This window comes from Cupriavidus sp. 05T42, from assembly GCF_056396345.1.
Map to the genome: position 1 here is coordinate 128,545 of NZ_JBFTLH010000013.1, position 22,188 is coordinate 150,732.

Below are 22,188 nucleotides of genomic sequence, written 5' to 3' on the forward strand. Positions count from 1 at the left end.
GGGCGATGTGTCAACCGGCTCACTTGGCACCTCCCTTGGCCTTCTTGGCGGCAGCGTCCGCGGCGGCGCGGCGTTGGGCCGCCTGCTCGTCCGGATCCAGGGCGCGGTAGGCCATGGCCTGCGCTTCCATCGACAACGTGCCGTCCTTGGCCACCGCCATGTTCAGGTTGCGCATCGAAACGATCCGGGAGAGCGCCGCCACGTCCGCGTTGAACAGCGCGACGTCGTGGTAGCGGCCGGTGACCTTCAGGTTCACCGGAATTTCGGCGAAATACGACTTGACCACGGCGGCCTGCGGCTTGAACAGCTCGAACTGGAGGCCGCGCGCCACGCCGGCGTGGTTCACGTCGGCCAGCAGCGCATCCATCTCGGTGCTGTTCGGCAACTGGCGCTCGGCCAGCGCCACGCGCTTTTCCACCTCCGTCTTCTGGGCGCGCAGCGCGTCCAGATTGGCCACCTGCGCCACCTTGGTCTTGAACGACTGCTTCAGCGTCTCGTGCTCCGCATGCTTGCGTTCGAGTTCGGTGTTCTTGTCGCTCCAGTAGAACTGCCAGCCGACCACCAGCACGATCACGGCGGCCAGCGCCGAGAACAGCAGGCGCGGCGCGGCCGGCCAGGTCTCGGGCTCGTTCAGGTTCAGGCCGCGGAACTGCGCGGTCAGGTCATTGAGGGAAATATCCGAATTGAGTGCCATGATCAGACCTTCCCCGCTGCAGGTTTGGCCGCGGCATCGGAGGCGGCGCCCTTCTTCTTGTCGCCAGGCACTTCCGGCGCGCGATAGGAGAACCGCATCGAGAAATCAAACAGCCGGCGCTGCTCGCGCAGGTTGTTGGTCATCGTCACGGCCTTCGATTCCACCAGTTCGGCGCGGTCGAGCCACGTCACCTGGTCGATATTGCGCAGCAGTTCGGACACGCGTTCGTTGGACTGCGCCACGCCAGCCATGACAAAGCTGTCGCCGGTCTGCTTCAGGCTGGTCAGGTAGACGCCTTCCGGCACCTGGCGCACCAGCTCTTCGAGCAGCTGCACAGGCAGGTTGCGCTCCGCCTGCAGGCTCTCGATGGCGCGCTGGCGGTCCAGCAGGGCCTCGATATCCTTCTTGAGCGTGTTGACCTCGCGGATCTGGCCATCCATCTGCGTGTTGGCCTGCTGCAGCACGGCGTTGCGCGCCGTCACGGCCTCGATCTGCGAGTCGATATAGAACCCGCCGATCAGCACGATKACCGCCCCGGCGGCTGCCGCGCCGCCCAGGAGCGAATAGACCTTCTTGCGCCGCGCGGCCTTGCGGGCCTCGTGATACGGCAGCAGGTTGACCGACGGGATGGTGTTCGTCGTCGTGGACATGCTTCTCCCCCCGTGGGTTATTGCAGCCCGCGCAATGCCAGTCCCGCACTGACGATGTAGGCCGGCAAGTCGCGCTGGAGATAGCGCTCGTTGACGTTGCCTGCGGTCATCATGTTGGCGAAAGGATTGGCCAGCGTGGTAGTGATCTGCGTCTGCTGCTGGATGGCGGCCTGCACCCCCAGCAGCGAGGCATGTCCGCCCGAGAGCAGGATCTCGTCGACCCGGCCCAGGCTGGAACTGGCTACGAAGTTGCCGATGGCGCCCTGCACTTCCATCGCCAGGGCTTCCAGCGACGGCTTGAGCAATTGCGCGCGCCACGCTTCAGGCAGCGTGTTCTTGCGCTTCTTGATCTCGGCCTTGAGGGCATCCAGCGTGAACATGCGCGCGGCGCTCTGCGTGAGCTGGTCGCCGTAGCTGTTCAGTGGCTGTTCGTAGAGTTCCTTCCAGCCCTGGTAGAAGATCGCCTTGGAGCGACTGCCACCGAGGTGGATGACGGCGACCACGGGGAGATCCTTGGCATCGGTCTCGGTCAGGGAGGACGGCACGCCGAGCATCTGTACGACCGAGCGCTGCACGGCGTACTCCTCGACATCCATCACCTGCGGCTTCAGGCCAGCCATTTCGGCCGCCGTCACCCGCTCCTGCACGCGATCGCTGTTGGCGGCCGTCACGCGCACGCCAATCCCGCCTTCGGTCTCGTTGGGGCCAATCACCGCGAAGTCGAAATTCACCGCCTGGGAAGGCGGATAGAGGCGGTGCGCCTCCGATTCGACCTGCGAATAGAGTTCGTCCTCGGACAGGTTGTCCGGAAGACTGACAGTCTGAGATTCCGTCAGCATGGACGGCACGCCAAGGACAACGTCCTTGGTACGAATACCGGCCTTGCCAAGGGCTCGCTTCAGCGCGATGCCCACGGCCTCGATGTTGACGACGTTGCCATCGGCAACGGCGTTGCGGTCCAGCAGTTCGCTGGCGCATTTTTCCAGCCTGAAGTCGTGTTTGCCCGCCCCAACGGACAGCTCCACGACCTTGACGCTGGACGACCCGATATCTACGCCGACCGTAGTCCGGCGCAGAAGACCCGACAAGATGCCCCGTCGCAAGGTGACCCCCTGACATTTGAACTCGCCCACGGCATGACTGCTCTAATGGGGCGAGCCAGATTAGTTTCTTGGATGAAACGTTTGCTCTTTTATGTTCGTGGATTCTCACAAAAAGCAGAGGCGCGCGCAATGTGCCGATCTGACCACGCTTTCTTTTTCAGACGGGCCGCGCGAAAGCGTTGCCAAAATCCCACGGTCCACCTCAAGCCCGTTACAGAGCGTCGCGCCACCGCATCGGTCACCCTCGATCCGGTCTCCCGGCCAACACGCCTTCGCGACACCCGCCAACCCGCCCTGCGCCGAAGACCTGCGCGCCGTGACAACCTGATCTCAACAGGATTACATCTTGTAACAGGGCGATAGCGCCTTTTGCGGCACGGCGCACCTGGGACGCCCCATCCCCGACGATATAATCCGGGCACTCTGATTAGGTAAACCCTTATGGCCACAGCACAACAGAAGCCGTCCCTTCCCGTCCGCCGTCCGCTCTGGGCGCGGATCATGTTCGGGCTGATTGGACTGCTTGTCGCCGGGCTGGTCGCCGTGGCGCTGCTGGTGGGCTACGCGCTGGTCGTGGCCGCGCCCAACCTGCCATCGCTGGACACCATCACCGACTACCGGCCGAAGATCCCGCTGCGGATCTACACGGCGGACAACGTGCTGATCGGCGAGTTCGGCGAGGAGCGCCGCAACTTCGTGCCGATCACCGAGATCCCGGACGTCATGAAGAAGGCCGTGCTCGCGATCGAGGACGACCGTTTCTACGAGCACGGCGGCGTCGACTTCGTGGGCGTGCTGCGCGCCGGGCTGGCCAACCTGCGTGGCGGGCTGTCGCAGGGCGCCTCCACCATCACCATGCAGGTGGCGCGCAACTTCTTCCTCTCGAGCGAGAAGACCTACACGCGCAAGATCTACGAGATGCTGCTGGCGTACAAGATCGAGGCGAACCTGACCAAGGACCAGATCCTCGAGCTGTACATGAACCAGATCTACCTGGGGCAGCGCGCCTACGGCTTCGCCAGCGCCGCGCGGGTCTACTTCGGCAAGTCGATCAAGGACGTGACGCCGGCCGAGGCCGCCATGCTGGCTGGCCTGCCGAAGGCGCCGTCGGCCTACAACCCCGTGGTGAACCCGCGCCGCGCCAAGGTGCGCCAGGAATACATCCTCCAGCGCATGCGCGACCTCGGCTACATCACGCCGGCGCAGTACGACCAGGCCGTGCGCGAGGAGCTGAAGGTGCGCGGCGAGGGTAACGAGTTCTCCACCCATGCCGAATACGTCGCGGAAATCGTGCGCCAGCTCATGTACGCACAATATCGCGAGGAAACCTATACGCGCGGCCTCAACGTCTACACKACGCTGAACAAGGCCGACCAGGACGCCGCGTACGACGCGGTGCGCGGCGGCATCATGACCTACGAGCGCAAGCACGGCTATCGCGGCCCGGAGGCGTTCGTCGACCTGCCGTCGAATCCGTCCGAACGCGAGCAGGCCATCGACGACGCCCTGGTGGAGCACCCGGGCAGCGACGACCTGCGCTCGGCCGTGGTCACCAGCGTGACGCCGAAGCAGGTACGCGCCACGCTGCTCTCGGGCGAGGTGGCGACGATCGAAGGCACGGCGCTGCGGTTCATCGCACCGTCGCTGTCGGCCAATGCCCAGCCCAAGGTCAAGATCCGCCCCGGCGCGATCATCCGCGTCACGCAGGACGCCAAGGACAACACGTGGTCCGTCACCCAGCTGCCTGAGGTGGCGGCCGCCTTCGTCTCGTTGAATCCTGAAGATGGCGAGATCCGGGCGATGGTCGGCGGCTTCGACTTCAACCGCAACAAGTTCAACCACGTGACGCAGGCGTGGCGCCAGCCGGGCTCGAGCTTCAAGCCATTCATCTACACGGCCGCGCTGGAGAAGGGCTTCTCGCCCGCCACGGTGATCAACGATGCCCCGCTGACGATCGGCCCCGACACCGGCGGCCAGGTCTGGGAGCCGAAGAACTACGACGGCAAGTTCGAAGGCCCGATGACGATGCGCCGCGCGCTGGCCAAGTCGAAGAACCTCGTATCCGTACGAATTCTTCGCGCGATCGGCACGCAGTACGCGCAGGACTACATCACGCGGTTCGGCTTCGAGGCCGACAAGCACCCGGCCTACCTGCCGATGGCGCTGGGCTCCGGCGCGGTGACGCCGCTCCAGATGGCCGGCGCCTACTCGGTGTTCGCCAACGGCGGCTATCGCGTCAATCCGTACCTGATCCAGCGCGTGGTGGATTCGCGCGGCAACGTGATCTCCGAGACCCGTCCGCAGAAGGCTGGCCAGGACGCCGTGCGCGTGCTGGATGCGCGTACCGCGTTCATCGCCGACAGCATGCTGCGCGAGGTGGTACGTAGCGGCACGGCCAACCCGGCCAAGCAGCGCCTGGGCCGCAACGACCTGGCCGGCAAGACCGGTACCACGAACGATGCCGTGGATGCCTGGTTCGCCGGCTACACGCCGAAGCTCGTGGCGATTGCGTGGATGGGCTACGACCAGCCCAAGAGCCTGGGCGTGCGCGAAACCGGTGGCGGCCTGGCGCTGCCGATCTGGGTCAGCTATATGAGCAAGGCGCTCAAGGGCGTGCCCGAGAGCCCCGACCGGCAGGCGCCGGAAGGCGTGGTGATGGTGGCCGGCGACTGGACGCTCGAGGAGAACGCGGCGGGTGCCGGCGTGGCATCGGTGGGACTGGGCGATCCGTGGCCCGGCAAACCCGACGAGAGCGCGCGTCCGGCGCAGGATACGGAAGCCGAGAAGCGCAAGATCCTGGAGATGTTCGGCGGCGCTTGAACGCCTGATCGGCATCCGGACGGTAATTTTCGCCCCAACAAAAAACCGGCCCACTCGGCCGGTTTTTTGTTGGCTGGGGCCGGCGCTGCCTTAGCCGAGCGTCAGCGTGACGCCCGCTTGCTGGCTCATATAGGTGGAGAGCGCCGCGTACAGTTCGGCGCCGCTGCGCGTATCCATCCACTTGGCGCCGTCGTGGCGGAAGTGGAAACCGCCGGCCTTCGCTGCCACCCACAGCTCCTGCATCGGCGCCTGGCTATTGACGATGATCTTCGAGCCATCCTCGAATTCCAGCTCCATGACATTGCCGGTGCGGTTGATCTCGACATCGGCGTCGGCCGCGTCGGCGGCGGTTTCGATGTCGGCTTCCAGCCGGTCCAGGGCCTTGCCGGCCAGTACCAGGAACTCGCTTTCGGTGAGGGGGGGCATGCTACACTCCAAGGCCGCCGGCAGCGCGCCCGGACAGACGTCCCGGGTCGCGATCCGGCTGGCGGAAAAATGGAAAATTGTCGGGACTTGCCGCGGATTCCTGCGGATTCCGGGCCGTTTCGCCAGCCATCCAGAAAGTCACCCCAAGCCATCCAAGGCATTCAGACAATGAAGGACTCCCCGAAGCTGCGTCGTGGTGCGATTGTATCGGCGTTTGCCGCCGTACTCGCGATGACCCTGACCGGATGCGGCGTTCGCGGCCCGCTGACCATGCCCCGGGTACCGCCCGCCCCGACCCCGCCCACGGTGCCCGATCCGGGCCTGGGCCAGGCGGGCGCGGTGGCACCGGCACGGCCGATGGGCGAACCCGCCACCAGCGCGCCGGTTCCTGCCGAGCCGGCCACGAACACGAATTCGACGAAGTAACCTGGGCGCCTCGCCCCTCCGCACGCAGAACATGACTGATTTCTTTACCCGCCGCGACGGCGCCCTGGCCGTCGAACAAGTGCCGCTGGCCCGTATCGCGGCCGAGTTCGGCACGCCGACCTACGTCTACTCGCGCGCCGCGCTGACCACGGCCTACCAGGCCTACGCCGCCGCCTGCAAGGGCCGCAACGCGCATGTGCAGTTCGCCGTGAAGGCGAATTCGAACCTGGCCGTGCTGCAGGTGTTCGCCCAGCTGGGCGCCGGTTTCGACATTGTGTCCGGTGGCGAACTGCTCCGCGTGCTGGCCGCCGGCGGCGATCCGCGCAAGGTGGTGTTCTCGGGCGTGGCCAAGAGCGAGGCCGACATGGCGCTGGCGCTGGAGCACGACGTACGCGGCTTCAACGTCGAATCGATCCCCGAACTGGACCGGCTGAACGCCGTGGCCGGCCGGCTGGGCAAGCGCGCGCGCGTGTCGCTGCGGATCAATCCGGACGTGGATGCCAAGACGCATCCCTATATCTCAACCGGTCTCAAGGGCAACAAGTTCGGCGTGGCGTTCGAGGACGTACTGCCGACCTACCGTGCCGCCGCCGCGCTGCCGCACCTCGAAGTGGTCGGCATCGACTGCCATATCGGCTCGCAGATCACGGAAGTGGCGCCCTATCTGGAGGCGCTCGACAAGGTGCTCGACGTGGTGGAAGCGCTTGAGCGCGAAGGTATCCGTCTGGACCACATCGACGTGGGCGGCGGCCTGGGCATCACCTATGCCGATGAAACCCCGCCCGACATCACCGGCTTCGCCACCACCCTGCTGGACCGCGTAGCAGCACGTGGCCATGGCCACCGCGAGGTGCTGTTCGAGCCGGGCCGCTCGCTGGTAGGCAACGCCGGCGCGCTGCTGACGCAGGTGGAATTCCTGAAGCCCGGCGCGGCCAAGAACTTCTGCATCGTCGATGCGGCGATGAACGATCTGGCGCGCCCGGCGATGTACGAGGCCTACCACCGGATCGAGCCCGTGGCGCCGCGCGCCGACGCGCCCGTGACCTATGACGTAGTGGGCCCGGTGTGCGAATCGGGCGACTGGCTCGGCCGCGACCGCGCGCTGGCCGTGCAGCCGGGCGACCTGCTGGCGGTGATGTCCGCCGGCGCTTATGGTTTCGTGATGAGTTCCAACTACAACACCCGCGGCCGCGCCGCCGAGGTGATGGTCGATGGCGACACCGTGCACCTGGTGCGCGAGCGCGAACTGCCGGCCGACCTGTTCAAGGGCGAGCACCTGCTMAAGGGCTGACCCAGCGGCGCCCCTCTCCGCACGGCGGGGGGCGCGCCATCCTCGCTACGCGGCGCGCTTGCGCGCCCACCACCACATCCGCAGGCCCAGCAGCACGAACACCACGGCGGCGTAGATCGACACTTCGCTGAAGTCGTTCTTGCCCGCCTTGTGCCACCAGAAATGCAGGATGCCGAGCACGGCGATCGCATAGATCGCTTTGTGCAGCGCCTGCCACCGCTTGCCGCCCAGCCGCTTGACCATGCCATTGGTCGACGTAGCCGCCAACGGCACCAACAGCACGAACGCAGCAAACCCCACCGTGATAAATGGACGTTTTGCGATGTCCTTGATCATGTACGCGACGTCGAACCCGCGGTCCACGCCCAGCCACAACAGGAAGTGCTGCACGGCGTAGAAGAACGCAAACAACCCGAGCATGCGCCGCAGCTTGATCAGCCAGTTCCACCCCGTGAAGCGGCGCAGCGGCGTGATGGCCAGCGTGACGCAGAGCATGACCAGCGTCCAGGTTCCGGTGGATCGCGTGACGAATTCAAGCGGATTGGCGCCGAACTGCGCCGTGGCGCCGAGATAGAGCAATCGGGCGAACGGCAGCAGCGCCAGGATCCACACCAGTACCTTGACGGCGCGCACGCCCGACGGCGACAGCGTCGCCAGCCCGCCGGCGCGCGGGGCGGGCGCAGCGGCGGCCGACGCACGCGGCGCCGTGGCTTGATTCKCGATCATGTCCGGCTCCGCCATCAGAAGTTCTTCTTCAGATCCATGCCCTGATACAGCGACGCCACCTGCGCGCCGTAGCCGTTGAACGGCAGCGTCTTGCGCTTGGGCGCGAACAGCGCGGAGAAACCGCCGCCGCCCTTCTCTTCGCCGATGCGCCGCTCGGTAGCCTGGCTCCAGCGCGGGTGATCGACGTCTGGATTCACATTCGAATAAAAGCCATATTCATTCGAAGCGGCCAGGTTCCAGCTGGTCGGCGGCTGCTTGTCCAGGAAGCGGATCTTGACGATCGACTTGGCGCTCTTGAACCCGTACTTCCACGGCAGCACCATGCGCACCGGCGCGCCGTTCTGGTTCGGCAGCACCTCGCCGTACAGGCCGAAGGTGAGCAACGCCAGCGGGTGCATCGCCTCATCCATGCGCAGCCCTTCGCTATACGGCCAGTCGAGCACGGAACTGCTGATGCCAGGCATCTGCTTCTTGTCGGCCAGCGAGATGAACTGGACGAACTTCGCGCCGGGGAGCGGTTCCACGCGGCGGATCAGCTCGGCGAGCGGGTAGCCGATCCACGGAATCACCATCGACCAGCCCTCCACGCAGCGCAACCTGTAGACGCGCTCCTCCTGCGGGGCGAGCTTCACGAGTTCGTCGATGTCGTAGACCTTCGGCTGCTTGACCAGTCCTTCCACCGACACCTGCCACGGCCGGGGCCGCAGCGTGCCGGCGTTGCGGGCCGGGTCCGACTTGTCCGTGCCGAACTCGTAGAAATTGTTATACGTGGTCACGTCCTCGTAAGGCGTGCGCTTCTCGGTGATCACGTAGGTGTTGTTCGGCGTGGCCGCCAGGCGCTGGCCCTTGCCCGGGTTGCCCTGTGCAAACGCCTCACGGGCGAACCACGGCGTCAGCACACTGCCCGCGGCGCCGGCGGCGGCCATCGCGAGCAGGCGGCGGCGCGACTCGAAAATATGGCGCGGGGTGATTTCGGACGTGGCGATATCGTCACCACGAAGCCATTTGGGGGAAGGGATCAACATGATGGGAGCGTTCCTGATGGCCGCATGTTCTGTTGGACATGGGGCTTGGTMGGATGGTGCGGGGAAACCTGACAACTATTTCCCCGCCGTTTGCCGTCCGACATCTCCCCGGACGTGGCCCGGGGAGCAATGCGCAGACGGTCAGGGCTTGGCGACGTGCCAGACGTTATTGAGGTTGTCGCCGGCGCGGTCGCCAGCCTTGGCATCCTTGGCGAAGCGATACAGCGGCATACCCTTGTAGGCCCACTGGCGGGTGCCGTCGTCACGCGTGATGATGGTGTAGCTGCCCGTGCCGCTGGTGCCCGGTTCCGCCAGCAGTGGCGGCCAGTTGGTCGCGCAAGTGGCGTTACAGACACTCTTGCCGCCATTCGCCGGGTCGCGGTCGAACGTGTACAGCGTCAGGCCCTGCGGATCGGTCAGCGCGCCGTTCGTCACCTTGACGGTCGGAGGCATGTTGCCGCCGCCCATGCCCATGCTGGAACACGCGCCCAGCAGCACGACGGACGCGGAAGCCACGGCCAGCAGGGCGGGACGCAGCAGCGATGCAGCGGTGTGACGATGAGTGGTCATCATTGGGTCTCCTTTTCTCCAGGGCGGCGCCGCCAGTCGACGCCGTACTTCCTCAGTAAACACCTGATGTGATCCGTTTATTCCCGAAAAGTTAAAAAAATGTGGTGCAGGCGTCAATAAAAGCCCAATGCAGCACTTTCTACCGGGTAGCCACAAAGAAAAAGGCCCGCTTGAGCAAAGCGGGCCTTCGTCGATCAAGCGGGAGACCTCAGCGTCAGAGTTCGCCGTAGCTATGCAGCCCCGACAGGAACATGTTGACACCCAGGAACGCGAACGTCGTGACCAGCAGGCCGACCAGCGCCCACCACGCCGCCATCGTGCCGCGCAGGCCCTTCATCAGACGCATGTGCAGCCACGCTGCGTAGTTGAGCCAGACGATCAGCGCCCAGGTTTCCTTCGGATCCCAGCTCCAATACCCGCCCCAGGCCTCTGCGGCCCAGAGCGCGCCCAGGATGGTGGCGATGGTGAAGAACGCGAAGCCGACCGCGATGGCCTTGTACATGACGTCGTCGAGCAGCTCCAGCGACGGCAGCCGTTCAGCCAGGATCCCGCGCTCCTTGAGCAGGTACGCCACCGACACCATCGCCGCCAGCGCGAACGTGCCGTAGCCGATGAAGTTCGCCGGTACGTGGATCTTCATCCACCAGCTTTGCAGCGCCGGCACCAGCGGCTGGATCTCCTGCGCGTTGCGGGTGACCGTGTACCAGAGCAGGAAACCCACCGCCGCCGACACCACCAGCAGCACGAACGGCCCCATCGCGCGCGTGGCGTAGCGGCGTTCGTAATAGAGGTAGAACAGCGAGGTGATCAGCGTGAACAGGACGAAGACTTCATACAGGTTMGAGATGGGAATATGGCCGATGTCCGCGCCGATCAGGTACGACTCGTACCAGCGCACCAGCAGGCCCGTGAAGCCGAGCACCACGGCCGCCCACAGCAGCTTGCTGCCAATACTCGAGCCGGTATCGGACCGCGCGAGGAAACCAACCCAGTAGAACAGCGTGGACAGGTAGACCAGCGCGCTCATCCACAGGATGGCCGACTGGCTCGACAGGAAGTACTTGAGGAAGAAGGCCTGCTCAGCGCGAGCGAGGTCGCCCTGGTAGAGCTGGATCGCGAACAGCGCCAGCACGGCCATGCCGACCATCAGCGGCCGCACCGCCTTCCAGTGCCAGCCCAGCAGCGCGAAGGTGGGCACGGCGGCCACCAGCACGGCCTTGTCGTAGACATTCATCCAGGCGCCGTAGCGCGTGAGCGCAAACCCGGCGCCCACCACCAGCAACAGCGCGAAGGCCCAGTCGAGCCAGCCCAGCCGGCGCAGGAACGAGGGTTCGAGGTAGGCCTCCGATGCATCCGCCATCGAGGCGTTGGCGGCATTGGAAGCGTTGGCGCGCGACGGGTTCAGGCCCGGGTTGGCGTGGTTGACATTGGACGACATGACATTCCTGCTCTATTTCCTGCGCTTTTGGGAGTTATGCATATGTACTATATCGATCGCACCCGCATATCACCGGGCATTGATGCCGTGAATCCCGGTGATCGGTGCGCATCAATGTGCCGACGAATCGGCTGAGGGGTGCGACGGGTGCGTCCCCGGCGATGGCCCCGCGCCGGCTGCGCGTCCGATATCGTCGCGCAGTGCCGTGAACTCCTTCTCGAAATCCATCGTCCGGCGCTGCGTCGACATGGCCATCAGCACATGGCTGCCGGCCTGCTGCGCCGCATTGTCCGGCCCCTGCGCGGCACTGTCCTTGATCCAGATCCACACGCGCCGCTCGCGGATGTAGAACATCKAAAAAACGCCAAGAACGAGCAGCAAACAGCCAAGATACACGATGTTTTTGCCCGGCGCACGCGTCATCTGGAACACGCTGGCCTTGATCTGCTGGAAGTCATCGAGCTGCAGGAAAACCGGCGCGCCGTAGAAGAAACTGTMCGACAGCGTGTTGATGGCCTGCTGCAGGAAAGCGCCGCTTTTCGCGTCGTTCGCGATGGCCGGCAGGTCGTCGCGCTCACGCGACAGTTGCCACAATTCCCACATCGAGCCATTGAGAATCCTCAGCAGCACATCGGCCGCCTTCTGTTGCTCGGCGGGCGGCACGGACTTTTCGAGGAACGCGGCGATGGCGGTGAAGCCGCCCGGCGGCGCATCGGGCGCGCTGCGCGTGGCGCCGGCGAACAGGTCCATCGCGCGCTGGGCGCTCTCGGCGAGTTGCTTGCGCAGCGTGTCCTTATCGGCGCCAGGCATCGAGATGGCCGCAAAGCGGCGCGCGGCTTCGCCACGCATCGCGCTGTCCTGCAGCGCCGCGCGCAGGCGCATCCAGTCGCCCACGCCGTTCTGGTCGTCGGCCGGAATGCGCAGGTAGCGGAACGCCTCGCTCGGCGACTCCCGCATGCCGGCCAGGAACACCGACTGGCCCTCCAGCTGCACCGGCACCATGTAGTTGTTGTATTCGCGCGCCTGGCCGGTGCGGTCGCGCAGCTTGTATTGCACCGACGGGCCGACGTTGCGCAGCGTCTTCTCCTTGTCCGTGCTGGCCGCCGCGCCCAGGTGCTGCTCGAGCGTCTGGTTCAGCGACTTGCGCGCCACGCCCCGAGCGTCGGGCTTGCCCGAGGCATCGGTGACGTTCTCGATATTCATCAGTCGAAAATCACTGAATTCGACGGTCAGATCCTCCTGATCCGCCCCGGTACCGGTGCCAGCCAGCTTGGCGTTGCCGCCGACCGTGCCAGCCAGCGCGAAGGTGCGGTGCGCCGCGCCCGACATCGGATAGCCCACGAACTTGAGCTTGGAGCCGCCATCCTCGAAGCTCGACTGGTAAATTGCCACGCCATCGACGATCAGCGGCTCATTGACMTTGATCGTTGCCTCGGTCTGCTTGCCCGTGGCGCGGTCCGTCACCACCACATCCGAGGCGAACAGCTTCGGCATGCCCGTGGTGTAGTAATCCACCGAAAATTTCTTGAGCGTGATCGTGAACGGCAAGTCCTGGACCAGCGCGCCATCGGCAATGTTCAGGATGGCCGTGGACACCGTGGCGCCCTCGGGCACGAAGGCATTACCCCGGAACCCGGGGTTGCTGGCCGACAGGCGGTGCTTGGCCGGAATCTCGCTGATGATGGCGTTGCCGTCGATTGGGCTCTTGCCGCCGAACCACATCTGGGCGCGGATCAGCATGTCGCCATCGAGCAGGCCGCCGATGCAGATCACCACGATGGACGTGTGCGCCAGGATATAGCCGAGCTTGTTCGCTGCCCCGGCCTTGGCCGCCAGCAGCGTGGCCCCCTCGTGTGCCACCGGCTTCACGCGGTAGCCACGGTTGCGCAGCAGCGCGGTCAGCCTGCCCACCGCCTCCTCGCGGCCGCGCGGGGCCTCGTACTCGGCACGATGGTGGAACGCGCGCAGGCTGCGTTCGCGCACATGGTCTTTCCACGAGCGCATGTCGGCAATCATCCGCGGACCGTTGCGGGTGATGCACAGGGACGTGGAAATCACGAGGAACGCCAGGATCAGCAGGAACCACCAGGAACTGTAGACCTTCTGGAGCGACAGCGCGTGGAACAGGTCCGCCCAGAACGGCCCGAACTGGTTGACGTAGTTTGGATACGGCTCGTTCTGCTTGAGCACCGTACCGATGATGCTGGCGATGGCGATCACCGTCAGCAGCGTGATGGCGAAGCGCATCGAGGACAGCAGTTCCACGCCGTCGCGCAGCACACGGTGGGGGGTCTTCAGGTGCAGCCCTGAAGTGGATGGGGTGGACATGGGCGGTGACAGGTTTCTGGGTAATGCCGGTGCAGCATGCGGCTGACGTCGCAAAAACATGAAAAAAGGGTGGTCCCGCTTGCAGGCAGGGCCACCCTCTTCGATTGTTGCCCGCGCGTCCGGTTCACCGCTGGAGGTGCCGTGGCGCGTGGGCCGGTACGACTTTAACGGACGCCAGCGACGTAATCCGCCACGGCCTTGATCTCGGCATCCGACATCCTGGCTGTGATCGTGCTCATGACCGAATTATTCTTACGGGTGCCCTGGCGGAACGCCACCAGCTGCGCTTCGGTGTATTCAGAATACTGGCCGCCGATGCGCGGGTACTGGGCCGGGATGCCGGCGCCGGTCGGGCCATGGCAGGCCGCGCACGCGGGCACGCCCTTGGCCGCGATACCGCCGCGGTAGATCTTCTGCCCGGCCTCGATCGTATCCTTGTTCTTCGCCGTGGCCGGCTTCAGCTGCTGCTTGGCCAGGTACGCACCGACGTCCTTCATTTCCTGATCGCTCAGGGCGGAGGCATACGGCGTCATGATGGCGTTAGTACGCGTCTTGGCGTTGAAATCGGAGAGTTGCTTGTGGGTGTACTCAGCCTGCTGGCCTGCCAGCTTGGGATTGGCGGCCGCGCCGCTATTGCCGGCGGCGCCGTGGCAGGAGAGACATGCGGGAACATTGCGATCGGGCGCGCCCTGGGTGTACAGCGTTTCGCCCTTGGCGGGATCAGCCTTGGCGGCGGCCTGCTCTGCGGCAGATGCCAGCCCTGTCATCGCGGCGGCCGGAACAGCCAGCGCCATGACTCCCAGAAGTTTCGCAATGCGGTTCATTCGCACACACCTTGTCAGAATTGTTATGAACACCGTAATGCATGCCGATCTGCCCCTGCTGGCGGTGAGGACGCGCCTTATTGCAAGGGCCTGAGCATCGTGCATCCGATCATGATGGAACGGGATACACGAAGGTGCCCCGGACCGGACAGGACACCCTGCACTACAACCCGCAAGGATGCCACACGTCACCCGCTCAGGAGACCGTAAACCGGGTTATTGTACAATAAATCGCTTTCCGGATTGACTTGGCTCAGGTCTTGGCCCTGCCCGTGTGGCACCGGCGCACCAGCCGTCCCGGCTCCCCTTCCCGCGGCGCGAGCATTCCGCCCGCGCGCCCCCGGCGCGCGCGCTCGTCCGCCTCAACGCCTCACCGTGCTTCAACGCACCACCCGCATGTCGCTCCTACACCAGGCTCGCTTCTTTATTACCGTCAACCACCTCCGCGACCTGCCCGCCACGGCCGTCCCCGAGGTGGCCTTCGCCGGCCGCTCCAACGCCGGCAAGTCGACGGCCATCAACATCCTGTGCAACCAGAAGCGGCTCGCGTTCTCCTCGCGCACTCCCGGGCGCACGCAGCACATCAACTATTTCTCGGTGGCGCCGGTGAAGGTACCGGACCCGCAGGCCTTCCTCGTCGACCTGCCCGGCTACGGCTACGCCGAGGTGTCCGGTTCGGCCAAGTTCCACTGGCAGGGCCTGCTGTCCGACTACGTCCAGACGCGCCAGCAACTGGCCGGCCTGGTGCTGATGATGGACGCGCGGCGCCCCTTCACGGATCTCGACTGCCAGATGGTGGAGTGGTTCCTGCCCACGCGGCGGCCGATCCATGTGCTGCTGACCAAGGCCGACAAGCTCACGAACAATGAAAACGCCAACGCCCTGCGCGAGACGCGTCGTATCCTGGCCGAGTACTCGACCCAGATGGACAATCCCCCGCCGATGAGCGCCCAGCTGTTCTCGAGCCTCAAGCGTCGCGGCATCGAGGAAGCCCAGCGCGTAGTGGCCGGATGGTTGTCCTTGCCCGAGGCCCAGCCGCCCGTGGCCCCGGAGGCGCCCGCCGCCTGAGCCGGCGGGCCGCCATCGAACCGGCAAAAAAAAGCCCCGTTGCAAGCAACGGGGACGAACTTTCCCACCGGTTCAGGGCGGGTACCCGCTCAGGGAGGAGTAGCGGGGGACACCCGCGCTGCGCGAAGCAACACAAGGTGTCCGCGAGTATGATAGCGGGCAGGCACAAAAGTTTAGTTTTTCTTTCGGCGCGCGATCGAGATGGCTGGCCGCGGGGTTTCGCGGTGACGCGCGCCCCGCATTCGTCCCGCTTCCGTTCAGAAATCTGCCTCGATCCCGACATGTCCACTTTCCCCGAGTACCGCCCCCGCCGCATGCGTCGCGACGACTTTTCGCGCCGTCTGATGCGTGAAAATCGTCTCTCGCCCGACAACCTGATCTACCCGGTTTTCATCCTGGAAGGCCAGAACCAGCGCCAGCAAGTGGCGTCGATGCCCGGCGTGGAGCGCGTGTCGGTGGACTTGCTGCTGCCTATCGCCGAAGACTGCGTGAAGCTCGGCATTCCGGTGATCGCGCTGTTCCCTGTGATCGATCCGTCGATCAAGACGCCTGATGGCATCGAGGCCACGCGCCTCGAAGGCCTGGTGCCGCGTGCGGTGCGCGCGCTGAAGGACCGCTTCCCCGAACTGGGCGTGCTGACCGACGTGGCGCTGGACCCGTACACCAGCCACGGCCAGGACGGCGTGCTCGATGACAACGGGTATGTGATCAACGACATTACGGTCGAGATCCTGGTCAAGCAGGCACTCGTGCAGGCTGAGGCCGGCGTGGATATCGTCGCGCCGTCCGACATGATGGATGGCCGCATCGGCGCCGTGCGCGCGGCGCTGGAAGACGCCGGGCACATCCACACGCGCATCATGGCGTACTCGGCCAAGTATGCGTCGGCGTTCTACGGCCCGTTCCGCGACGCGGTGGGCTCGGCGGCCAATCTGKGCAAKGGCAACAAGATGACCTACCAGATGGACCCCGCCAACACGGACGAGGCGCTGCGCGAAGTGGCCCAGGACATCCTGGAGGGCGCCGACATGGTCATGGTGAAGCCCGGCATGCCCTACCTGGACATCGTGCGGCGCGTGAAGGACGAGTTCCGCTTCCCGACTTACGTCTATCAGGTGAGCGGCGAGTACGCCATGCTCAAGGCGGCGGCGCAGAACGGCTGGCTGGACCACGACAAGGTCATGATGGAGTCGCTGCTGGCGTTCCGTCGGGCCGGCGCCGATGGCATCCTGACCTATTTCGCGCGCGACGCCGCGCGGCTGCTGGCCGCCTGACCCCCACGCATGCAACTGCTTGGCTTCTCGGCCAGCCAGGTCCATCCGCTGACCACGCTGGACGAGGCCCACGACTTCCTGGCCGGCAACGCCGCCGCGCGCTTTGTCTGGGCCGACTTTCTCTTCGACGAAGTCAGCCCGGCGCCGGCCGCGTGGCGCGATCGTCTGGCGGGCCTGACCGGCTCGCCGATCCACGACCTGCACCTGGTCGATGCCATCAATCCCACGCATCCGTCGTTCTTCGACACGACCAATGCGTACGACATGATGATCTTCCGCAAGCTCACGTTTGAAACGAGCAGGCTCTTCGCGGAAGCCGACGCTGCGCACGCTGGCGCCGGCGGGGTTGCATTGGGCGCAGCAGTGAGTACGCCCGGAGCCTCGGTTATGCCCGCGGCGGGGATGGCTGCCGTGGCGGGCTCGCCTGCGGCAACCGTGCCAGTGGCGCCTGCTGCGCCACCCGCCGCCGCGCCGCAGAAGCCCGCGCGCAAGTATCCGGCCGGCTTCCTGCCGGCGCTGGCCCGCATCGACACCCAGCCCGTGACCTTCTTCGTCTTCGACAGCGTGCTGGTGACGGTGCGCCCCGGGCCCTCCCGGACCGTCGACCAGGTCCGGCAGCGGCTGCTCGAACTATGCGGCGCCCCTCGCCCCGTCTCCGCGCGCGCCAATGGCCAGACGCCGCTCGTGCATGGCGTGCGGCCGCCCACGCGACCCGAGGACCTGATGCTGCGGCTGCTCAATGCGATGGTGGACCGCTACCTCGACCTGCGCGCGCCACTCACTCGCCAGCTGGACCGCTGGCAACGCGCCCTGCTCAGCACCCAGAAGAACTTCTCGAGCTGGGAAGGTCTGCTCGACGCCCGGATCCAATTGCGCCGGCTCGAGCACCTGAGCGAGGAGCAGCGCGACGCGCTCCAGGAATTCCGCGACAGCCTGCTCGACAATCGCTACAGCAGTAACGATCCTGCCGTCGGCGACGGCGGCGAAGGCACGGTGGTGGCGGGCCGCGATGAGGTCCTGCTGGTCCGCATCGCGGACCTGATGGAGCACATCCTGCGCGTACTGGCCCACGCCCGGCGACTGGAGGACTCGATCGAGTCGGCAGTGCAGATCCACTTCTCGGCAGTGGCCCATCGGACCAATCGCACCATGCGCACGCTGACCGTCATCACCGCGCTGTTCATGCMGCTGACCCTGATTACCGGCGTCTTCGGCATGAATTTCGATCGAATGCCGTGGCTGCGGGAGGCGAACGGGTTCTGGTGGTCGATCGGCCTGATGGGCGGCGTGGTGGCCACCATCGGCACGATCTGGGCGATTGGCCGCTGGCTGGACCGCTGACGCTGGTTCAGGTACGCGTCTTGGGGCCGAGCGCGCGCTCGAGGCTGTCCAGGAAGCGCGTGGCCGTCTGATAGCCGATCACGCGGACCGGGCGCTCGCGCCCATCAGGGCCGAACAGGATGATCCCAGGGGGCCCGAATAGCCCGAAACGCTTCAGCAGCGCGCGGTCGTCGGCATTGTTGGCGGTGACGTCCGCCTGCAACAGAACGACGTCGGTAAGCCTGGCGCGCACCTTCGCATCCGGAAAAGTCAGTTTCTCCATTTCCTTGCAACTCACGCACCAGTCGGCATAGAAGTCGAGCAACACCGGCCGACCACTGGCGGCTGCCTGCGCCACGCGGGCGTCAAGTTCTGCCACCGAACGGACGCGCTCGAATCGAATGTGATCCGCACTCGCCTGGKGCGCGGCGCCGGAAGTCACCACCCCGAGGTGGGACAGCGGCTGCAACGGATCCCGTCCGCCCGAGGCGAGCCCCACCAGCTGGATCGCACCCGCCAGCGCGGCCAGCAGGCCCAGGCCCTTGCCCAGCCGCATCAGTCCGCGCGGGTCGGGGCCAAGCGCATCGAAAGCTCCCAGATAGACCGCCGCCACGATTAGCAGCGCGGCCCAGGCAACCATCACGGCCCACACCGGCGCCACGGGCGTCACCATCCAGAGCGCGACGCCAAGTAGCAGAAATCCGAAAAAGCGCTTGGTAGCCTCCATCCACTTGCCCGCACGGGGCAGCAGGTTGCCAGCACCCACGCCCACCAGCACGAGGGGCACCCCCATGCCAATGGCCATTGCGAAGAGCGCCGCACCGCCGGTGAACGCATCGCCAGTCTGGGCGATATAGGCCAGCGCACCGGCCAGTGGCGCGGTCACGCACGGGCCGACGATCAGTGCCGAAATCGCCCCCATGGCCGCCGCGCCGAAAATCTGGCCGCTCTGGCGCTGGTTTGAGGATGCCGTGAGCCGTGTCTGCCAGCGCTGGGGCAGTTGCAGTTCATAGAGGCCGAACATCGACAGCGCGAGCGCCACCATCAGCGCGGCGAATGCGCCTAGCACCCACGGGTTCTGCAGCGCGGCGGAAAGCCCTTCGCCGGCGAGGCCGGCCGCCACGCCCACAGCGGTGTAGACCACCGCCATCCCCAGCACGTAGGCCAGAGAGACTAGCAGCGCCCGACCGCGCGTCACATGCTCGCCCACAACGATCGACGACAGGATAGGCACCATCGGCAACACGCACGGCGTGAAGGTCAGCAGGAGCCCCAGTCCGAAGAACAGCGCGGCGATGAGACCCAGATTGCGGCTTGCCAGCGCCCCGGCAATGCGATCGTTGTCATCCCGCAGTGCGATGGCCCCGGATGTGACCGGCGGCGCCTTAGCGGATGCAGCAGGCTGGTCAGGCGTTGCCGGCGCCTGCGTGGAAGGTGCGGGTGTCGTACGGTCGCCGAACAGGTTGCCGAGCACCGACCCGCCCACCTTGTAAATGCTCTCCATCGGCGGATAGCAGAGCCCCTTGTCCGCGCAGCCCTGCGAGGTCACGACCAGCGACCAGCTGCCATCGGCGGGGGCCTGGACCACAGGCACGCGCACCACCACGCTGCCGCGATAGGTCTCCATGTCCTTGCCGAAGGTCTCGTCGAAATGAACCTGGCCCTGCGGCAACACTGGCGGCCCGAGCTTGATCGTGGCCGGCTGGGTGGCGAACGCAAACCGCTCGCGGTACATGTAGTAGCCATCGGCCACATCGAAGCGGACTTCGATGGTCTGCGGGTCCACCTGCTTCGCCGCGAACCGGAATGCCTTCTCGGGCGGCAGGAAATCCTCCTCGGTCGCGGCATGGGCCACGCGCCCGAGCATCAGGCAGGCGCACAGCATCAGCAGCATTGCGACGATTTGCCGCACCCGCCGACCCTGCATTTGCCATTCCGCAACGGCGTTCCACCCCATGCCGATGCCCGTTCCCGTCGATCCCATGTCGCTTTTCCGATTCTTCAAAGTGTTAGCGCGGCGCGTTGGCGTCGCCAGTGGGCATGCCGCTGGCTTCCTCCCGCACCCAGGCCAGATATGGCGCAAATCCTGCTCCAACCGGCCACGCGACGAGCTCCGGCACATCATAAGGATGCTCGGCGCGGATCACCGCCTCGAGGGCCGCATACTGGGCGCGCGTGGTCTTGATCAGCAACGGCCATTCCTGCGCCTGCTCCAGCTTGCCCTGCCACCAGTACTCGGACTGGCACGGCGCGAGCCGGTTCACGCAGGCCGCCACGCGGGCCTCCAGCACTGCCCGTGCCAGGCGCGCCGCCGAGGCCTCGTCTGGCAGGTTCGTCATCGCCACGAGCACCGATTCTGCCGCCTCGCCGGTCGGCTGGATATGAGCGGATTCTGAAACGGTCATGTCATTCTCGGAAAACGTCGCCAAAAACAAAAGAGCCAGGCAAAAGCCTGGCTCAATTGTAAAGCGGTGCTCGATTGCCCGTCAGCGAGGACGGGCACGGCTATCACTTATTCCGCAGCTTCTTCAGCCGGGGCTTCGGTGATTTCCGGACGATCCACCAGTTCGACCAGCGCCATCGGCGCGTTGTCGCCCTGACGGAAGCCGAACTTCAGGATACGGGTGTAGCCGCCCGGACGAGCGTTGTAGCGCGGGCCCAGTTCGGTGAACAGCTTGGTGACCATGTCGCGGTCGCGCAGACGGGCGAAAGCCAGACGGCGGTTGGCAACGGTGTCCTTCTTGGCCAGCGTGATGAGCGGCTCGACAACCTTGCGCAGTTCCTTGGCCTTGGGCAGGGTGGTCTTGATCAGCTCGTGCTGGAACAGCGAGTTGGACATGTTGCGCAGCATCGCGAGACGGTGCGACGAGGTGCGGTTCAGTTTCCGCAAACCATGACGGTGACGCATGATGATTCCTTTCGATTTCAGTGTTTGACCAGCTCTTCTATCGCCAATGCAAAGGCACGGGCGCGGGCCGGTAGTGCTTCAATGCCGCAGGCAACATGCCCTTGGCGCGATGACAGGCGGGACCCCGTTGCCGGAATCCCGCGCCGCCAATTACTTCTCCAGACCTGCGGGCGGCCAGTTCTCGAGCTTCATGCCGAGCGTCAGGCCACGGGAGGCGAGGACTTCCTTGATCTCGTTCAGCGACTTGCGACCCAGGTTCGGGGTCTTGAGCAGTTCGTTCTCGGTACGCTGGATCAGATCGCCGATGTAGTAGATGTTTTCGGCCTTCAGGCAGTTGGCCGAACGCACCGTCAGCTCGAGGTCGTCCACCGGACGCAGCAGGATCGGATCGATCTGCGGCGTGCGGCTCGAGGCGGCCTCGGCGGCCGACTCGGTACCTTCCAGCGCGGCGAACACCGACAGCTGGTCAACCAGGATGCGGGCCGACTGACGAATCGCTTCCTCGGGCGAGATCACGCCGTCGGTTTCGATGTTCATCACCAGCTTGTCCAGGTCGGTACGCTGTTCCACACGAGCGGATTCCACGGCGTACGACACGCGGCGGACCGGCGAGAACGACGCGTCCAGCACGATGCGGCCGATGACCTTGCCCGACTCGTCGCCGAACTTGCGCACGTTGCCCGGCACGTAGCCGCGGCCTTGCTCGACCTTGATCTGCATGTCCAGCTTGCCGCCGGCAGACAGATGGGCGATCACGTGACCCGGGTTGATGATCTCGACGTCGTGCGGCAGCTCGATATCGGCAGCCGTGACAACGCCTTCGCCATCCTTGCGCAGCGACACCGTGACTTCGTCGCGGTTGTGCAGCTTGAACACCACGCCCTTCAGGTTGAGGAGCAGGTTGACGACGTCTTCTTGCACGCCATCGATGGTGGAATACTCGTGGACCACCCCAGCGATCGTGACTTCGGTCGGGGCATAGCCGACCATCGACGACAGCAGCACGCGACGCAGGGCGTTACCGAGCGTATGGCCGTAGCCGCGCTCGAACGGCTCCATCACGACTTTGGCGTGATGGTCGCCAAGCGGTTCGACGGCGATGATTTTTGGCTTGAGGAGTGCTGTTTGCATTAGGTTGTCCTTTTCAATACCCTCGGCTCGTTACACCGATAAGGCTGACGTTTGGAACCCGAAAATCCCATCGCACGATGGGCAATAAGCCCGGCGCGCCAAACGGCGCGTCGGGCTGAAAGCGAAGCCTTGCGGTAGGGGCAAGCGCTGAATCGTCCGATGATCG

20 protein-coding genes are annotated in these 22,188 nt (G+C 65.4%); 6 read left to right on the top strand and 14 right to left on the bottom strand.

The genetic code is table 11. From position 1 onward, the window contains the following. Positions 1 to 19: 19 nt before the first annotated feature. Genes AC1EJR_RS18450 through pilM form a run of 3 tightly spaced genes read right to left on the bottom strand, consistent with a single transcriptional unit; the run spans position 20 to position 2,432 of the window. Positions 20 to 694, bottom strand: a complete 675-nt coding sequence (locus AC1EJR_RS18450) for a type IV pilus inner membrane component PilO (RefSeq protein ID WP_092299358.1) — start codon at positions 692 to 694, stop codon at positions 20 to 22. Between the two features lie 2 nt (positions 695 to 696). Next, entirely contained in the window at positions 697 to 1,344 is a 648-nt protein-coding gene (locus tag AC1EJR_RS18455) for a PilN domain-containing protein (RefSeq protein WP_092299361.1), read from the bottom strand. A gap of 17 nt (positions 1,345 to 1,361) precedes the next feature. Beyond that, positions 1,362 to 2,432: a type IV pilus assembly protein PilM gene (pilM, locus tag AC1EJR_RS18460; protein ID WP_177219987.1), complete on the bottom strand. Its 1,071-nt coding sequence runs from the start codon at positions 2,430 to 2,432 to the stop codon at positions 1,362 to 1,364. Positions 2,433 to 2,888: 456 nt separating this feature from the next. Between pilM and AC1EJR_RS18465 the strand changes: the two genes are divergently transcribed. Beyond that, on the top strand, positions 2,889 to 5,267 hold the full coding sequence (locus AC1EJR_RS18465; RefSeq protein ID WP_092299365.1) for a penicillin-binding protein 1A: 2,379 nt from the start codon (positions 2,889 to 2,891) through the stop codon (positions 5,265 to 5,267). A 90-nt stretch (positions 5,268 to 5,357) separates the two neighbouring features. Here the strand turns inward: AC1EJR_RS18465 and cyaY are convergent, their stop codons facing one another. After that, complete coding sequence (cyaY, locus tag AC1EJR_RS18470) at positions 5,358 to 5,693, bottom strand: iron donor protein CyaY (protein ID WP_092299368.1); 336 nt, start codon at positions 5,691 to 5,693, stop codon at positions 5,358 to 5,360. A gap of 168 nt (positions 5,694 to 5,861) precedes the next feature. On the opposite strand from cyaY, the gene lptM reads away from it, so the two are divergent. Both lptM and lysA read left to right on the top strand, forming a co-directional pair. Further along, positions 5,862 to 6,119 carry an LPS translocon maturation chaperone LptM gene (gene lptM / locus AC1EJR_RS18475; RefSeq protein WP_092299371.1) on the top strand — a complete coding sequence of 86 codons (258 nt, stop codon included), beginning with the start codon at positions 5,862 to 5,864 and terminating at the stop codon, positions 6,117 to 6,119. Between the two features lie 31 nt (positions 6,120 to 6,150). After that, positions 6,151 to 7,410 carry a diaminopimelate decarboxylase gene (lysA, locus tag AC1EJR_RS18480; protein ID WP_441593423.1) on the top strand — a complete coding sequence of 420 codons (1,260 nt, stop codon included), beginning with the start codon at positions 6,151 to 6,153 and terminating at the stop codon, positions 7,408 to 7,410. A gap of 45 nt (positions 7,411 to 7,455) precedes the next feature. Here the strand turns inward: lysA and msrQ are convergent, their stop codons facing one another. The 6 genes from msrQ to AC1EJR_RS18510 form a co-directional block, all read right to left on the bottom strand. Then, positions 7,456 to 8,136 (bottom strand): protein-methionine-sulfoxide reductase heme-binding subunit MsrQ, encoded by a 681-nt coding sequence (msrQ, locus tag AC1EJR_RS18485; protein WP_477147365.1) that lies wholly within the window; start codon positions 8,134 to 8,136, stop codon positions 7,456 to 7,458. 14 nt (positions 8,137 to 8,150) lie between these two features. Further along, positions 8,151 to 9,161 carry a protein-methionine-sulfoxide reductase catalytic subunit MsrP gene (msrP, locus tag AC1EJR_RS18490; protein WP_477113531.1) on the bottom strand — a complete coding sequence of 337 codons (1,011 nt, stop codon included), beginning with the start codon at positions 9,159 to 9,161 and terminating at the stop codon, positions 8,151 to 8,153. A gap of 141 nt (positions 9,162 to 9,302) precedes the next feature. Further along, on the bottom strand, positions 9,303 to 9,731 hold the full coding sequence (locus AC1EJR_RS18495; RefSeq protein WP_092299503.1) for a COG4315 family predicted lipoprotein: 429 nt from the start codon (positions 9,729 to 9,731) through the stop codon (positions 9,303 to 9,305). Between the two features lie 214 nt (positions 9,732 to 9,945). After that, the gene (gene ccsB / locus AC1EJR_RS18500; RefSeq protein ID WP_092299380.1) at positions 9,946 to 11,169 is read right to left on the bottom strand and encodes a c-type cytochrome biogenesis protein CcsB; all 1,224 of its coding nucleotides are present in this window, start codon (positions 11,167 to 11,169) and stop codon (positions 9,946 to 9,948) included. A 111-nt stretch (positions 11,170 to 11,280) separates the two neighbouring features. Beyond that, positions 11,281 to 13,497: a cytochrome c biogenesis protein ResB gene (locus AC1EJR_RS18505; protein ID WP_477147366.1), complete on the bottom strand. Its 2,217-nt coding sequence runs from the start codon at positions 13,495 to 13,497 to the stop codon at positions 11,281 to 11,283. A gap of 164 nt (positions 13,498 to 13,661) precedes the next feature. Then, positions 13,662 to 14,321 (bottom strand): c-type cytochrome, encoded by a 660-nt coding sequence (locus AC1EJR_RS18510; protein ID WP_477147367.1) that lies wholly within the window; start codon positions 14,319 to 14,321, stop codon positions 13,662 to 13,664. A 396-nt stretch (positions 14,322 to 14,717) separates the two neighbouring features. Here AC1EJR_RS18510 and yihA point away from each other — a divergent pair, with 396 nt between their 5' ends. The 3 genes from yihA (at position 14,718) to AC1EJR_RS18525 (ending at position 18,004) form a co-directional block, all read left to right on the top strand. After that, a complete protein-coding gene (gene yihA / locus AC1EJR_RS18515; RefSeq protein WP_092299390.1) occupies positions 14,718 to 15,389 on the top strand; it encodes a ribosome biogenesis GTP-binding protein YihA/YsxC in 672 nt (223 codons plus the stop codon). 281 nt (positions 15,390 to 15,670) lie between these two features. Beyond that, complete coding sequence (gene hemB, locus AC1EJR_RS18520; protein ID WP_477147368.1) at positions 15,671 to 16,663, top strand: porphobilinogen synthase; 993 nt, start codon at positions 15,671 to 15,673, stop codon at positions 16,661 to 16,663. A gap of 9 nt (positions 16,664 to 16,672) precedes the next feature. Further along, a complete protein-coding gene (locus AC1EJR_RS18525; RefSeq protein WP_477147369.1) occupies positions 16,673 to 18,004 on the top strand; it encodes a magnesium transporter CorA family protein in 1,332 nt (443 codons plus the stop codon). Positions 18,005 to 18,011: 7 nt separating this feature from the next. Here the strand turns inward: AC1EJR_RS18525 and dsbD are convergent, their stop codons facing one another. The 4 genes from dsbD to AC1EJR_RS18545 form a co-directional block, all read right to left on the bottom strand. Beyond that, positions 18,012 to 19,940, bottom strand: a complete 1,929-nt coding sequence (gene dsbD / locus AC1EJR_RS18530; RefSeq protein WP_477147378.1) for a protein-disulfide reductase DsbD — start codon at positions 19,938 to 19,940, stop codon at positions 18,012 to 18,014. A gap of 52 nt (positions 19,941 to 19,992) precedes the next feature. Further along, positions 19,993 to 20,388 (bottom strand): divalent-cation tolerance protein CutA, encoded by a 396-nt coding sequence (gene cutA / locus AC1EJR_RS18535; protein ID WP_454757376.1) that lies wholly within the window; start codon positions 20,386 to 20,388, stop codon positions 19,993 to 19,995. A 107-nt stretch (positions 20,389 to 20,495) separates the two neighbouring features. Beyond that, the gene (gene rplQ, locus AC1EJR_RS18540) at positions 20,496 to 20,891 is read right to left on the bottom strand and encodes a 50S ribosomal protein L17 (protein WP_011299296.1); all 396 of its coding nucleotides are present in this window, start codon (positions 20,889 to 20,891) and stop codon (positions 20,496 to 20,498) included. Between the two features lie 150 nt (positions 20,892 to 21,041). Beyond that, positions 21,042 to 22,022: a DNA-directed RNA polymerase subunit alpha gene (locus tag AC1EJR_RS18545; RefSeq protein WP_092299399.1), complete on the bottom strand. Its 981-nt coding sequence runs from the start codon at positions 22,020 to 22,022 to the stop codon at positions 21,042 to 21,044. Positions 22,023 to 22,188: the final 166 nt, after the last annotated feature.